This is a genomic window from Roseibium sp. SCP15 (genome assembly GCF_040329435.1).
GTDB lineage: Bacteria > Pseudomonadota > Alphaproteobacteria > Rhizobiales > Stappiaceae > Roseibium.
Genome location: NZ_JBDZYI010000002.1, coordinates 799141 through 812371 on the forward strand (window position 1 = coordinate 799141; position 13231 = coordinate 812371).

14 protein-coding genes are annotated in these 13231 nt (G+C 55.8%); 1 reads left to right on the plus strand and 13 read right to left on the minus strand.

All coding sequences use genetic code 11. From position 1 onward, the window contains the following. Positions 1-14: 14 nt before the first annotated feature. The 6 genes from ABLO27_RS11050 to ABLO27_RS11075 all read right to left on the minus strand — a co-directional run bounded on the left by ABLO27_RS11050 (position 15) and on the right by ABLO27_RS11075 (position 5272). Positions 15-1196 carry an acyl-CoA dehydrogenase family protein gene (locus ABLO27_RS11050; RefSeq protein WP_353032868.1) on the minus strand — a complete coding sequence of 394 codons (1182 nt, stop codon included), beginning with the start codon at positions 1194-1196 and terminating at the stop codon, positions 15-17. A 3-nt stretch (positions 1197-1199) separates the two neighbouring features. Further along, positions 1200-1448, minus strand: a complete 249-nt coding sequence (locus ABLO27_RS11055; protein ID WP_353032869.1) for an acyl carrier protein — start codon at positions 1446-1448, stop codon at positions 1200-1202. Positions 1449-1946: 498 nt separating this feature from the next. Then, a complete protein-coding gene (locus ABLO27_RS11060) occupies positions 1947-2744 on the minus strand; it encodes a class I SAM-dependent methyltransferase (RefSeq protein WP_353032871.1) in 798 nt (265 codons plus the stop codon). Then, on the minus strand, positions 2741-3793 hold the full coding sequence (locus ABLO27_RS11065; protein WP_353032872.1) for a glycosyltransferase family 4 protein: 1053 nt from the start codon (positions 3791-3793) through the stop codon (positions 2741-2743). Before ABLO27_RS11065 ends, ABLO27_RS11060 begins: the two co-directional genes overlap by 4 nt. A gap of 7 nt (positions 3794-3800) precedes the next feature. Beyond that, positions 3801-4199 carry a 6-pyruvoyl trahydropterin synthase family protein gene (locus tag ABLO27_RS11070; protein WP_353032873.1) on the minus strand — a complete coding sequence of 133 codons (399 nt, stop codon included), beginning with the start codon at positions 4197-4199 and terminating at the stop codon, positions 3801-3803. A gap of 53 nt (positions 4200-4252) precedes the next feature. After that, the gene (locus ABLO27_RS11075; protein WP_353032874.1) at positions 4253-5272 is read right to left on the minus strand and encodes a zinc-dependent alcohol dehydrogenase; all 1020 of its coding nucleotides are present in this window, start codon (positions 5270-5272) and stop codon (positions 4253-4255) included. A 93-nt stretch (positions 5273-5365) separates the two neighbouring features. Here ABLO27_RS11075 and mdoH point away from each other — a divergent pair, with 93 nt between their 5' ends. Next, a complete protein-coding gene (gene mdoH / locus ABLO27_RS11080; RefSeq protein WP_353032875.1) occupies positions 5366-7189 on the plus strand; it encodes a glucans biosynthesis glucosyltransferase MdoH in 1824 nt (607 codons plus the stop codon). Between the two features lie 51 nt (positions 7190-7240). Here mdoH and ptsN read toward each other — a convergent pair whose 3' ends face one another. From ptsN to ABLO27_RS11115, 7 genes are all read right to left on the minus strand, one after another. After that, positions 7241-7705, minus strand: coding sequence for a PTS IIA-like nitrogen regulatory protein PtsN (gene ptsN, locus ABLO27_RS11085; RefSeq protein WP_353032877.1), 465 nt, complete (start codon positions 7703-7705; stop codon positions 7241-7243). A 61-nt stretch (positions 7706-7766) separates the two neighbouring features. Further along, complete coding sequence (gene hpf, locus ABLO27_RS11090; protein WP_353032879.1) at positions 7767-8354, minus strand: ribosome hibernation-promoting factor, HPF/YfiA family; 588 nt, start codon at positions 8352-8354, stop codon at positions 7767-7769. Positions 8355-8645: 291 nt separating this feature from the next. Next, positions 8646-10205, minus strand: coding sequence for an RNA polymerase factor sigma-54 (gene rpoN, locus ABLO27_RS11095; protein ID WP_353032881.1), 1560 nt, complete (start codon positions 10203-10205; stop codon positions 8646-8648). Positions 10206-10294: 89 nt separating this feature from the next. After that, the gene (gene lptB, locus ABLO27_RS11100; protein WP_353032883.1) at positions 10295-11107 is read right to left on the minus strand and encodes an LPS export ABC transporter ATP-binding protein; all 813 of its coding nucleotides are present in this window, start codon (positions 11105-11107) and stop codon (positions 10295-10297) included. A gap of 67 nt (positions 11108-11174) precedes the next feature. After that, the gene (locus tag ABLO27_RS11105) at positions 11175-11744 is read right to left on the minus strand and encodes an LptA/OstA family protein (protein ID WP_353032885.1); all 570 of its coding nucleotides are present in this window, start codon (positions 11742-11744) and stop codon (positions 11175-11177) included. A 3-nt stretch (positions 11745-11747) separates the two neighbouring features. After that, complete coding sequence (gene lptC, locus ABLO27_RS11110; RefSeq protein ID WP_353032887.1) at positions 11748-12398, minus strand: LPS export ABC transporter periplasmic protein LptC; 651 nt, start codon at positions 12396-12398, stop codon at positions 11748-11750. 57 nt (positions 12399-12455) lie between these two features. Next, positions 12456-13076: a ribonuclease D gene (locus ABLO27_RS11115; RefSeq protein ID WP_353032889.1), complete on the minus strand. Its 621-nt coding sequence runs from the start codon at positions 13074-13076 to the stop codon at positions 12456-12458. Positions 13077-13231: the final 155 nt, after the last annotated feature.

Sequence of the window (13231 nt, forward strand, 5' to 3'; positions counted from 1 at the left end):
TGCGATACCACTGCTTACCCCAGCAGGCTGGCGTCTTGTTTGTTGACCAGCAGCATCGTGGACGTGTTGCCGAGAATCCGGTCGTTGGAAATCATCAGCTGAGCTGAGTGTGCGTCGCGCAAGTGCCTGCCAAGACTGAAAGGTGTACCGTTCTTGTACCCGGCAATCCCGCAAATCAGCATGCAGTGATTGATGATCACCAGGATCGTCTGGGAAATGCCAACTTTCACGTTGTTCATGGCAACGGAGAAGCTCATTGCATTGAGGGCATCGCTGTCGCCCTTGCAGTTTTCGAACTGCTTCAGACCGGCAACCACGTTGGCCTTGGCTTGCTGCAACAGGTTTGACGCTTCCGCCAGTCGAAGTGCACCTGGAGGAACCTGCCCCGGTGACTTGCGGGCTGCTGCCTTGACGAATGCCTGCGCCCGGGCGACTGCATCGGCGGCAATGCCATACCAAAGAGCACCCCACAAGAGATGAGACACGGCCAGCATGGACTGGGCTGCGATTTCCGCAAACGGTCTTGGCAGGATCTGTTCCTTCGGTGCTTCGCCCTTGAAGATAAATCCGTCAGAGCAGGTGCCGCGCATACCGAGCGTATCCCATGCGCTCGTGTGTTCCAGCGTGTACTGGTCCTTCAGAAAAGTGGTTGCCACCTGATCGGAATGAGCAGCATCAGAATGACGGCGCGAAGTGACCATGATGGCATCGGCGTCAGCTCCGTAAGAGATGACTGTCGCATCCTTGGTCAGGCGGGCGGTGTCGCCTTCGACCTCGATCGCACAGAGCGAATTTCTCAGATTGCCCCCAATGCCCGCTTCACTGGTCGCGGAGCCGACCAACAGCTGCTCGTCACAGATGCGCGTCAGAAACGCCTCGTGCCAGGCACTGCCAACCGCATAGTCCGACAGGCTGGCGATCTGGATCTGATGCATGGCGTAGGTCATGGCGGTTGCCGCACAAGCCTGCCCAAGGATGGCACAGACGTCGGCCACTTCCGTCAGGCTGGTACCCTCTCCACCCAGTTCCGGACGGATCATGACACCCATCAGGCGCTCCGCCTTGAGGGCATCCATTCCCTCTTTCGGAAAACGGGCCTCGACGTCTACCTGATCGGCGTATTGAGCGGCAACCTTGGCGGCGCGCTTCGCGCGATCGGACAGGCCCATCGCTGTGATTTTGCTGGCGGCGGTCATGGGTCAGGCCGCCTGTTCTTCAAGAATTTCGGTCAGTGCTGCATCGATCGCAGCAATTGACGAAAAAGACTTCCGGTTCAGCAGGTGCTCCGGAAATTCGATATCGAACTCTTCTTCCAGCGCCAGCATCACCTGAACGGATGCGAACGAAGAAAGGCCGGCGTCGTAAAGGTCTGCCTCGTCTGCGACGCCATCAATTGCCACCGGAAGATTGCCGTGTTTCCCCAAAAGGGTACGAATTGTCTGTTTCATATCGATCCTTGCCAATATATCCGGCCCCAGAAGAACCTTTGCCTGCATTCGTGAAAAATCTAATATAAAAACGATAAACTGCACTTAAGAGGCATGGTTAAAAAACCACAAAGCAAAAACATCAAAATCAACCAGGTAAATCTTTATTAATATTACCTCCATCCATATCTATTTAGATCACGTTAAGCGCAGAATTTACTACCTCACATCCAGGCGTTGCCTTCAACTCTTCCAACAAGGCAATGAAAACGCTTACTGTGCTTTTGTTGGGAGTTCAGCGGGATAGGTAATATTTGACGAAACGGCCTTTTCGAGCTTCCGGGTAATTGGCACGATCATCGGATCAGTGCAAAAGGACTGATGCTCAGTCAGGCATTCTGTCAGCGACAATCCTGCAGCCAATCAAATTCCGCCCCTCCTTCCAGCCCCGGTTCAGGGGCGTGAAAGGAAACTGGCGAACTTTCTTTTTGCCGGATCCGCTTGCCAGATCCTCTGGGATTATTGCGGGAAGGCAGCAAAATCGATGTGCCCGATGACAACATGCAGCTGACCTTCCCTGATCTGCGCGGCACGCTCCTGCCACCAACTCTCCAGAGCCCTGGGATCAAGGCCAACTTCCTGACCAACACGAACCCAACCGCTCAGGAATTCGGTCAGAAAATCTCGGGACGACGGTTGGACCTGCCAGTCCGACAAACCCTGAACAACACGGTATCCTTGCTGCTCGAAGAGTTCGACCGCTCGGCCAGCTGCATCCGGCCCAAGCGCTGTGCCAAATCCCTTCTCGGTCTTCTGATGGGTGTTGAGCGCCGTCAGCAGGTCATCATCGGAAAGGTGTGCCGGGGAAAATTGTGCGCGCCCGTCATAAGTCAGGCTTGCCAGAAACGGTTTGCGCGCTTTGACGATCTGATTGATGAGGCGAACGAGAAATTTCTCGGAAACCAGGTCGAGAAATGCGGATGTCGTCACCGCATCGATTTCTTGAAACGGCAGTTGCTCAAGGTCCGCTGACAGATCGATCCTGCGGACCGCGACATCACTGCCGGAAAGGTTTTTCCAACGATGGCTGGCGGCGTCCAGCAATACAGGATCGTAATCGGTAAGCAGCCAGTCCACCGCTTCCGGCAAGCGTTCACTGAGAGCCGCCACGGTCGATCCGGTTCCACTGCCAAGATCGAGAATGCGCGAACGGCGCCCGGGAAGCTGGTCAAAGAAAGCCTCTTCGACCTTTTTATCCCGGGCATCCAGATCAAGAGGTTCCCTCAGGGCGAGCCATTGGGAGGAAAATCCGCTCATGTCGTAGCGACCTTCAAAACGTCTGCGAATCTTGCGGCAGCATCCTCCCAGGTCGGAAGTTTCAACGCTGCCGCTTCTGCGGCCTCAGCCATTGCCGATCGCTTGGCGCGATTTGTCATAACTCGTTCAAGAGCAGCTCGGAGAAGATCTACATTTTCCGTGCCACAATATATTGCAGCTTCATCCGGCAATGTGTCTCTGACTGCGCCACCGCCGCTGCCAATGACGGGAAGACCATGCGCCAACGCTTCCGTATAAGCCATGCCGTAACCTTCATAGCGACTGGCCAGCACAAACACATCCGCGCTCTGGTAAAAGCCCGACAGCTCATCTGGCGACACAGCGTCGTGAAACGTGACGCGGTCAGCGATCCCGGACGCATCGGCCTGTGCCAGAAGGGAACGATGGTAATTCGGGTCGGCATCAAGCCCGCCGACGATATCCAGATGCCAATTGTGCATGGGAAGCGTCTTGAGCGCCTCAAACAGCAAGTCGTAACCTTTGCGCCGAACGACAGTTCCAACTGCAAGGAGATTCAGTGTTTCCGAAGCCTGGCGAGGACATGGCGGCTGTCTTTCGGTACCCGGCAGGATAACCGTTATCTGTTCCTTCGGGATCGCGAAGAGGTCTTCGACCTGAGTTGCTGTCGCCGAACTGGTGACAATCACATGCTGGACGAAACCCAAGGCTAACCGTTCACTGGCGTGCAATGCCTCGGATTGACCGGACCCGAGCCCATTTTCCTGGCACAGCGGATGGTGCACCAGGGCGATGAGTGTCACTCGAGGGCTAACGGCCTCCGCCGCCTCGGCCAGGACCCCGAAGGCAAGCCCATCGACGACCAGACAGGTTTCAGAAGGTAGGTCTTCGAGTTTCCTGCGTGCGCACTCCAGGGTTTGCACTGACGGAAACGGGAAACCCGGCCCAAGCGGCAGCAGGTCCACCTGCCACCCGAGAGCACGCAAACCCGCGATGATGCGTCGGTCATACCCGTAACCGCCGGTAGGCGTATCGATGTCACCTGGATAGGCGAAGACAAGCTTTGGCATCTGGATGTCAGATCTTCGCTTCGTACCAGGCACGAGCCACGTGAGATTCGGAAATCGTCACGCGAATGGCGTTGAGCTCTGCTCCGGGCCGTCCAAGGCGATCATCGCGCGCCGCCTTTGCGAGGTGATCGTGCACGTGCTTGGTCAAAAACTCGGTTGTCGTGTTGATGCCTGCAAATTCGGGCACTTCGTCCAGGTTCTTGTAGTTCAATGGCTGCAAGACTTCCTTCAGCGCCTCGTGCGCGCGGCCAATGTCGATGACGACGCCGTTTGCATCGAGTGTTTCGGCCAGAAAGGCCGCGTCGATGACAAAGGTTGCGCCGTGCAGGGCCTGTGCCGGGCCGAACAGCTCTCCCTTGAAGGAATGAGCAATCATGACGTGGTCGCGAACTTCAACTGCAAACATGTCCAGGGTCCTGAAACTTATGATTTAATGACGTAGGATGACCAGAGTAACGGTTATCTCGACGACTGGTCATATACAACGACCGCGGTAAGCACATCTGAAGCTTTGTTCAACAAATCGGGAAGCTGACGCGGAAGCTCGTCGAATGGCACGCAGTGGCTCACCAACCGATCCAGAACAGGGTTCTGCAAGAGCGTCAGGGCGGTTTCAAGGCGGCGCCGGAAAGTCCAGCGCGATTGCCGGTCAAAAGGTATCGTTCCGACCTGGCTTGAAACCAGTTTCAGGCGCCGGCTATGGAAATCGGCACCAAGCGGCAAGGAAACGTCCTGCGCCCCGTACCAGCTCATTTCAACCACAGATGTTCCGTCCCCCGCGCAGGAAAATGCGGTTGCAAGACCTCTCGGGTTTGCACTCGTGTGGAACACAAGATCTTGATCACGCGGTGCGTCTTCAGGCAGCGCGAAGGAAACGCCGAGTGCCTCCGCAATTGCCGCGCGGCGAGGGTTTGTGTCGATTACAGTCACCTTTGTCCCGGGTATCCGGCCCGCAACATAGGCCGTGAGCAGCCCGACCACTCCGCCTCCGACCACGCAGATGTGATCCCCAGGTGATGGTTTTCCGTCCCATAAAGCATTGAGAGCCGTTTCCATATTGGCAGCCAGAACAGCACGTTCGGGCGAAATGCCTTCAGGAACCGGCACACAGGAAGCAGACGGGAGCGTGAATTCACTTTGGTGCGGGAAGAGCGAAAAGACGATACGACCGACAAGGTCCGGATCACCTTCAACGACCCGGCCGACATTGGCGTAACCGTATTTGACGGGAAACGGGAAATCACCGGCCTGGAACGGAGCCCGCATGCGTTGCCATTCGCTCCGGGGAACCTCTCCTCTGAAAATCAGCCCTTCCGTCCCCCGGCTGATACCACTATAGAGCGTGTGCACCAGCACCTCGCCCGGTTGCAGGTCATTACGAAGGACAGTTTCAAGTTTGCAAAGTTCCTGACCCACATACCACAGAGCCTGCGGCTGGACCGTGTCGTGCGACACCACCTCGTTTGCCTTCATTCCCATACCATTTCCGCTAATTCACCTTGCGATTGTCAATATTAGGACATTTTGACATGCGCACTATCGTTACGATTGCCCTGATTGGAAGTCACAAAAATGTTTCAGGTCTTTGACATGTCCATTTCAGAAAAAACAGATACCAAAATGACGGTCAGACGCTTCATCTTTCTCAGCCTCATTATCGTGAGCTTCCTGTCGCTGACTGCCTTGATGGCCGTTACATTGACGCCAGGCGGGCTCACGCCGCTCGACCTGTTCATTCTGCTCTGTTTCATGGTGACACTGCCATGGACCATCATCGGCTTCTGGAACGCGGTTATCGGTCTTCTGGTGATGCGCGTAGCGAAAAATCCGATCGAGGCTGTTTGCCCGATCGAGACAGGAGATCAGGACGGTCCACTGAAAAGCTCCACGGCTCTGCTTTCCTGCATCCGGGACGAGGACACGGAAAGCCTGGAAGTCAATCTCAGCGCCATGGTGTCCCATTTGATACGCGCTGGCCAGGCAGATCATTTCTCGCTCTACGTTTTGAGCGACACGTCCATGGATGACATTGCACTCCAGGAACAGCAGATGAGCGCACGGCTCTCCGAACGGTTCCAGGGCCAGATGGATGTGATCTATCGCCGTCGTTCCATGAACACCGGCTTCAAGGCTGGCAATATCGAGGACTTCTGCGACCGCTGGGGCGACGACCACGACTTTGCCCTGGTTCTGGATGCGGACAGTTACATGTCAGCTGACGCGATTGTCAGCCTTGTCCGACGCATGGAAGCCAACCCGAAAGTGGGTATTCTGCAAAGCCTCGTGGTCGGTTTGCCGACTGATAGCGCTTTTGCGCGCGTCTTCCAGTTCGGAATGCGACTGGGCATGCGCTCCTACACGATCGGCAGTGCCTGGTGGCAGGGTGATTGCGGCCCGTACTGGGGCCACAATGCTCTTTTGCGGTTGAAACCGTTCAAGGAACATTGCCGCCTGCCGGTGCTTCCCGGCAAAGGCCCGCTTGCGGGCACGATCCTTTCGCATGACCAGGTCGAAGCTGTCCTGATGCGCCGGGCCGGGTATGAGGTTCGCGTGTTGCCGCTTGAAACAGGCAGCTACGAGGTCAACCCGCCACACATCCTGGAATTTATCCGGCGCGACCTGCGCTGGTGTCAGGGCAATCTGCAATATCGCCGTTTGTTGAGCATGCCTGGCCTCAAGCCTGTCAGCCGTGCACAACTGTTTCTGGCCATCCTGATGTTCCTGGGGTCACCGGCCTGGATCGGTTTCATGACGGCCGCGGCAGTCCTTGGCATGACGACCGACTATGCCCCCTATCGGGCCGACACCGGTCTCGCCCTGTTTGCAACAATCCTGACGATGGTGTTTGCCCCCAAACTGGCAACTGTCGCGGATGTTCTGGCCCGACCCGACCTCAGGAAGGCCTTTGGTGGGCCTTTGAGGGTGGTTACAAGCGTTTTTGCCGAAATCCTCTATTCGGCGATGCTTGCTCCAATCATGGCCGTAGCGCACACGCTGTTCATGGCTGGGCTCATTGCCGGCAAGACAATCGGGTGGGGAGCGCAGGCACGCGGGGTCCAGCGTCTGCCTGTGGCCCTCGCGGCACGCAAACTGTGGCCGCAAACCCTGTTCGGTCTGGCCGGTCTGGCATGGGTTTCCACACAGCCGATTGATCTTGTGTGGCCTGTGATTCCGGTTGCCATCGGCCCGCTTCTGGCGACGGTGATCGCGGTTTCGACCTCGACCAAGATGCTTGGCAAGCTCGCAATCCGCTCAACGCTGTGGCGCATTCCCGAGGAAACCGTGCCACCTGAAGAATTGGCGGACCTGCAGTTGCCCGCCCTCACGCAAGACCCGTTGCCGGTACCCGGAAAACAGGACCTGGTGCGGGGCGATGCCAAACCGGCGGAAGCATAAACAAAAAAAAGACCGGCTCCTGCCGGTCTTTTTTTTAAGGATTTCTAACGATTAAGCTGCGTTGGACGTCAGGGATTGGGTCAGAAGACCGTACATTTCCTCAACGTCGGACGAACCGCGCAGCCCCTGGGTCACATTGACGTCCCTGAGTTGACGGGCGATTCTGGCCAATGCCTTCAAATGGTCGGCTCCTGCACCTTCCGGTGCCAGTAGCAAGAACACCAGATCGACTGGTTCATCGTCCAGCGAATCAAAGTCGACCGGTTTTTCCAGTTTTGCAAAAAGGCCTACAAGACGGTCCAGACGCGTCAGTTTGCCGTGCGGAATCGCAATGCCGTGACCGACACCGGTGGATCCCAAACGCTCGCGCTGAAGCAGCGTGTCAAAGATTTCGCGTTCTGAAAGACCAGTGAGGCTCGCCGCCTTTGCGGCAAGTTCCTGAATTGCCTGCTTTTTACTCTTTACTTTCAGTCCGGCAATTACCGCATCTTTAGCCAGAAGATCACCAAGATCCATAAGTTCGCCTACAAGTTTCAGAAGCCGGCTTCTTAAGGGAAGCCGACTTCTTCCGCATTAATTATTGGGCAGCTTCGCTCGCTACCAGTGCCGGGTCTATCCACCCTATATTGCCATCTGAACGGCGATAAACAACGTTTACGCCGCCATTTGCCGCATTTTTGAACATGACAACAGGGGCTTCCGTCAGATCCAGCTCCATAACAGCCATACCGACGGTCATGGTCTTCACCTTCGCGGAGGTCTCGGCAATCACAAGCGGATTGAAGTCCGCCGGTACTTCCTCGTCATTCTCCGGTGAGGCCAGCACATAGGAAGCTGCCTCGAATGTCTCACGACCATTGCCGTTGTGGCTATGGTGGTCCTTAAGCTTGCGCTTGTAGCGCCGCAACCGCTTTTCGATCTTGTCTGCGGCCTGGTCGAAACTGTTGCGCGGGTCCTGATCCTGCGCGGACACCTGAAGTACAATGCCGGTATTCAGATGCACGGTACATTCGGACTTGAAACCCGTGCCCTCCCTACTGAGAGTTACGTGGCCAGTGAATCCGCCTGTGAAATACTTCGACAAAGCATCTTCGATTCGGTCTGTGATGTGCTCGCGCATTGCATCGCCGACATCAACATTCTTACCCGAAATCCGCAAAGCCATGGGGACCTCTTCTTTTTCTATTGACCGATAGGTCACCGGCGGTCAGCCGGTGTTGAAACGCGAAACGTTTCAGGCCCACAGAATGGACCAGTAAGCGCCGAAGCGCCATCCCCTGATTACGCCATGAGGGCGGTGCTATAATTGCGGTAACGCAAAGAGTCAATTCTTTATGAAAAAACCTTGCAACCTGCGTGGAATAACCGTGTAAACTGCTTGTATTGTTTCAGTGGAAATCGCTGATTTATTTGAAAATTTTTATTTTACCGCGTCACCTCGCGTCACGGCAGTTTTCTAAAGACGGGTCTTTTTCTCTCTCCTGCGCTGAACCGAAGACCCGATTTTCATGGCTTCACGATATTTGGCCACAGTTCTACGGGCGATGTCTATCCCGTCATCCTTGAGTATTTTGACAATCGTATCATCCGAAAGGATCGCTTTGGCGTCCTCGGCATCGATCATCTGCTTGATCCTGTGCCGGACCGCTTCAGCCGAATGCGCGTCCCCTCCGACCGTCGCGGAAATCGCGGAAGAGAAAAAGTATTTCAGCTCATATATGCCGCGCGGGGTTGCCATGTACTTGTTTGACGTGACCCGGCTCACAGTGGATTCGTGCATGCTGATCGCTTCGGCAATCGTCTTCAGGTTCAGCGGTCGCAGATGTTCGATGCCATAGGTCAGAAACCCGTCCTGCTGGCGAACAATCTCCGTTGAAACCTTGAGGATGGTCTTGGCACGTTGGTCCAGGCTCTTTGCCAGCCAGTTGGCCGTCTGCAGAGAGTCCGTGAGATACTCTTTTTCCGTCTCGTTCCTTGCGGTCTTGATCACCCTGGCAAAATAGGTCTGGTTCACAAGTACCTTTGGCAAGGTATCGGAGTTCAGTTCCACAGCCCAGGTACCGTCATTTGCCGGACGCACGAACACATCCGGCACTACCGGTTGAACCAACGACGTGCCGAACACGCTGCCCGGCTTGGGGTCGAGGGCACGGATCTCCGAGATCATCTCGATCAAATCTTCCTCGTCCACGCCACAGACTTTTCTGAGCGCCGCAAGTTCCCGCCTGGCAAGCATTTCTATGTTGTCGATCAACGCTTCCATCGCCGGATCAAAGCGGTTCTTGTCGATAAGCTGCAGTTTCAGACATTCGGCAAGGTCTCTTGCAAACACTCCTGCCGGTTCAAAGGACTGCAAGACCCCGAGAACACGTTCCACCCGCTCGCCATCCACGCCAAGCTGATCCGCGGTCTCCGCGAGATCAATGTAGAGATAGCCGTTCTCATCGAGTGAATTGATCAGGTGGCCGCCTATCAACTTGTCGACCTCATCACTCAGAGCAAGATGCATCTGCTCTTCAAGCGTGTTTGCGAGAGAAGCTTCCTCGGCGACAAACGCTTCCAGATTGTAGTCTTCGGATGCGCCGTTCGTCGCGTTGTTCTTGTAACTGTCCCCCGTCTTCAGAACCGCTGGGTCCGGTGAAGCGGGAACGCCTGGTTCATCGGGGAACACGTTGCCAAGGTCGGTGTCCATACGTGACGCGATCGCCTCGGAGCCGGTTTCCAGATCGCTCTGCATCCAGTCGTTGGCGCCCGGCTCGTCACCTTGCGGACCTGGTGTCTCGGTGCTCTCTGAAGGTTGTCCGCTTTCCGTGCCTGGTCCTGCCTCATCCGGTGCGGTCGTCCCGGCCACCTCGCCCTCGCCTTTTTCCAGAAGAGGATTGCGTTCCAGTTCCGCTTCCACATAAGCGACCAGATCCAGATTGGACATTTGCAACAGCTTGATCGCCTGCATGAGCTGCGGCGTCATGATCAGCGACTGACTTTGCCGCATCTCCAGCTTGGTTGAAATGGCCATGGATTTTCTGTGCGCCTATCAGGTCGTTCTGGTCTGCTTTTTGCTTCTTCGTTGCTGACCGAGTTTATAACCTAGCGCACCGCCTGTCATCAAAGCGTAAACTGTTCACCCAGATAAAGCCGCCGCACATCCGGATTGGTGACAATCTCCTGAGGTAGACCTTCCGTCAGGACTTCGCCAGCCGCAATGATATAGGCGCGGTCGATCAGACCCAGCGTTTCACGCACATTGTGGTCGGTGATCAGAACCCCAATGCCACGCTGCGTCAGATGTCTCACAAGCTGCTGAATATCGCCTACGGCAATCGGATCGATACCGGCGAAAGGCTCATCGAGAAGCATGAAAGACGGTCGGCTTGCGAGTGCGCGCGCGATTTCCACACGCCGTCTCTCCCCGCCCGAAAGAGCGATACTCGGAGATTTGCGCAGATGGGTGAGACCGAATTCCGCAAGTAGCGAATCGAGTTCTTCACGCCGTTTTTGCCTGTTCGGCTCAATCACCTCCAGAACGGCCCGGATATTCTCTTCAACGGTCAGACCGCGGAAAATCGAAGCTTCCTGTGGCAAGTAGCCGATGCCAAGCCGCGCGCGGCGATACATCGGCATCCGGGTGATGTTGAAGCCTTCCAGAGAGATCTGACCCTGATCAGGCCTGATCAGGCCCGTAATCATGTAAAATGTCGTGGTCTTGCCGGCACCGTTGGGTCCGAGCAATCCGACGGCTTCGCCTGGTTTCACCGTCAGGCTGACATATTTCACTACCTGGCGGCGGCCATAGGTCTTGCCGATCCCCTCGACGACCAAAGCCTGCGAGAGGTCTTCCCGGTCATGGTCATGACCCGGTGTGCTTCCCTGCAACCCGCTAAAATCTGTAGGGTTTGTCTTCACCGATGCGCCGTCCATCCGATCCTTGCCGAAGCTCCACATAGGGTCTGTGACAGTTCGTGTCGAGTCAGGTCACCCAACAAACTTAATTGCCCTGAACGCTGTTGGGCTGAATCCGGACCTTGACCCGGCCGCTGCCATTGCCTTGACCGGAGACATTGCCGGAGCCCGCGGTCAGATTTGCCTGTCCCGTTTTCAGGTTGACGGTTAGCTTTTTTCCGACAACTACATTCGGGCCCTGGGACAGCACGACTTCCTTGCCGGTCATCACCATGACCTCGCGGTTCATGTCGAAGCTCGCCGCATCTCCCTTGGCGGTCTGATCCTTGGAAGTGATGAAGACACCACCTTCGGCTTCAAGACGGGAGATTCGTTGCTGCACGGCATCTTCCGTGGCCTCGGCACCCGATCCTGCGTAGAAAACCTTCAGCCGTTGTGTTTCAAGGCTCGTCTCACCCTGCGTGACCACAACATCACCGACAAATGTCGCTGTGCTGTTGTTGTCTTCCACGCGCAATTCTCCGGCTTCGATCTCAATCGGCTCACCGTCATTGGAGCCGAAACCGGCGAATGCATCCGAAAATGTCTGGGCCTGCGCGGTACCGGCAATAAGAGCCGCCGCAGATGCAATAATCATGCGTTTGAATAAGGTCATCTTTTACCGTCCTTCCGAGGCCGGATTGAGGGTCATCTTGATCCCGTCGGAAAACCGGACGAGACCCTTGTTCTGATCATAAGTGAGTTTGCCCGCGACCACATGCCCCTGATCAGAGCGGATCGAGACCGGCTCCGTCGTCGTCATGGCGCCGTTGTTCAGGTCAATCTCCACTTCAGACAGGTCCACCTTGTAGCCTTCGCTCCATTCTAGCTGGATGCCGTCATAAAGGCGCAAGGTTTCCGCAGCGTTATTGTAGGTTCCTTTCAAGGCGATGATTTCAGCGCCCTCATCCGCGCTGAGAACGATATCCGCCCGAATAATTTCCAGATCGATGATCCTGGGATCGCTCAATCTCTGGATCGCCCGGCGTGCCGTCACCTTGTAGGAGCGGTCGCCGTCGTGACCCGAGAGTTCGGGATGATCCATCACCAGCCCTTCGCTGGTCAGCATCATGTTTGCCGCACCGAAGCCACTCAGAAAATTGAATAGAAGGACGAGACCAACCATTCCGCCAAGGATCAGCAGGCCAATTCCGGGAAAAAGCCAGCGCAAAATCCGCACGAGCACGCTGTGCCTGCGCGCAGAGCGCTGAGCGCGGCTGAACTGTCGCCTGGGAGCCTGATCTCCCGGAAAATCGCTGATGACGCTCAACGCGGCCTCCGAAACCCAATGGCAAACTGCCTAACCGGCATGTATGCCATTCAAATCTTACGAATGGGCGAAGATGTCGGTTTCGTCCCATCCCTTCAGGTCGAGCTCCGCACGTACCGGCAAGAACTCAAAACACGCTTTTGCAATATGGCTGCGCTCTTCCCGTTCCAGCATGAATTCCAGCTTTTCCTTCAAGGCGTGCAAATGCAGCACATCTGAAGCTGCGTAAGCCAGCTGGGCATCAGACAATGTTTCCGCTGCCCAGTCCGAGCTCTGCTGTTGCTTGGACAATTCGACGCCTAGGAGTTCGCGCGTAATATCCTTCAATCCATGCCGATCCGTATAGGTGCGCACCAATTTCGAAGCGATCTTCGTGCACCAGACCGGCGAAACCTCGATGTTCAGATAGTGCCGCAACACGGCAACATCAAATCGGGCAAAATGAAAAATTTTCGGTTTGGCCACATCTGTGAAGAGGGCCGCGAGGTTGGGAGCCTGCGTCTGGCCGCGTGCGATCTGGACAACATCAGCGCTTCCGTCGCCCGGCGACAACTGAACGACGCACAAACGGTCGCGATGAGGATTGAGGCCGAGAGTTTCAGAATCCACAGCCACCGCACTTGCCGTTTCATAAGCTTTCAGGTCAGGGAGGTCCCCCTTGTGATAGCGGATGGTCATGTTTTTGATCTCCTGTTGCCACATCGGCAAAGCACATATTCTTCAATTCGGTCACGACCTTATATCCGAATATCATGACCAAGTTGACCGTCAGGTAAAACATGCGGCCTGCTGTGGCAAGCAGATTGCTGTTTGCAGCAATCAGGAGAGCGGAC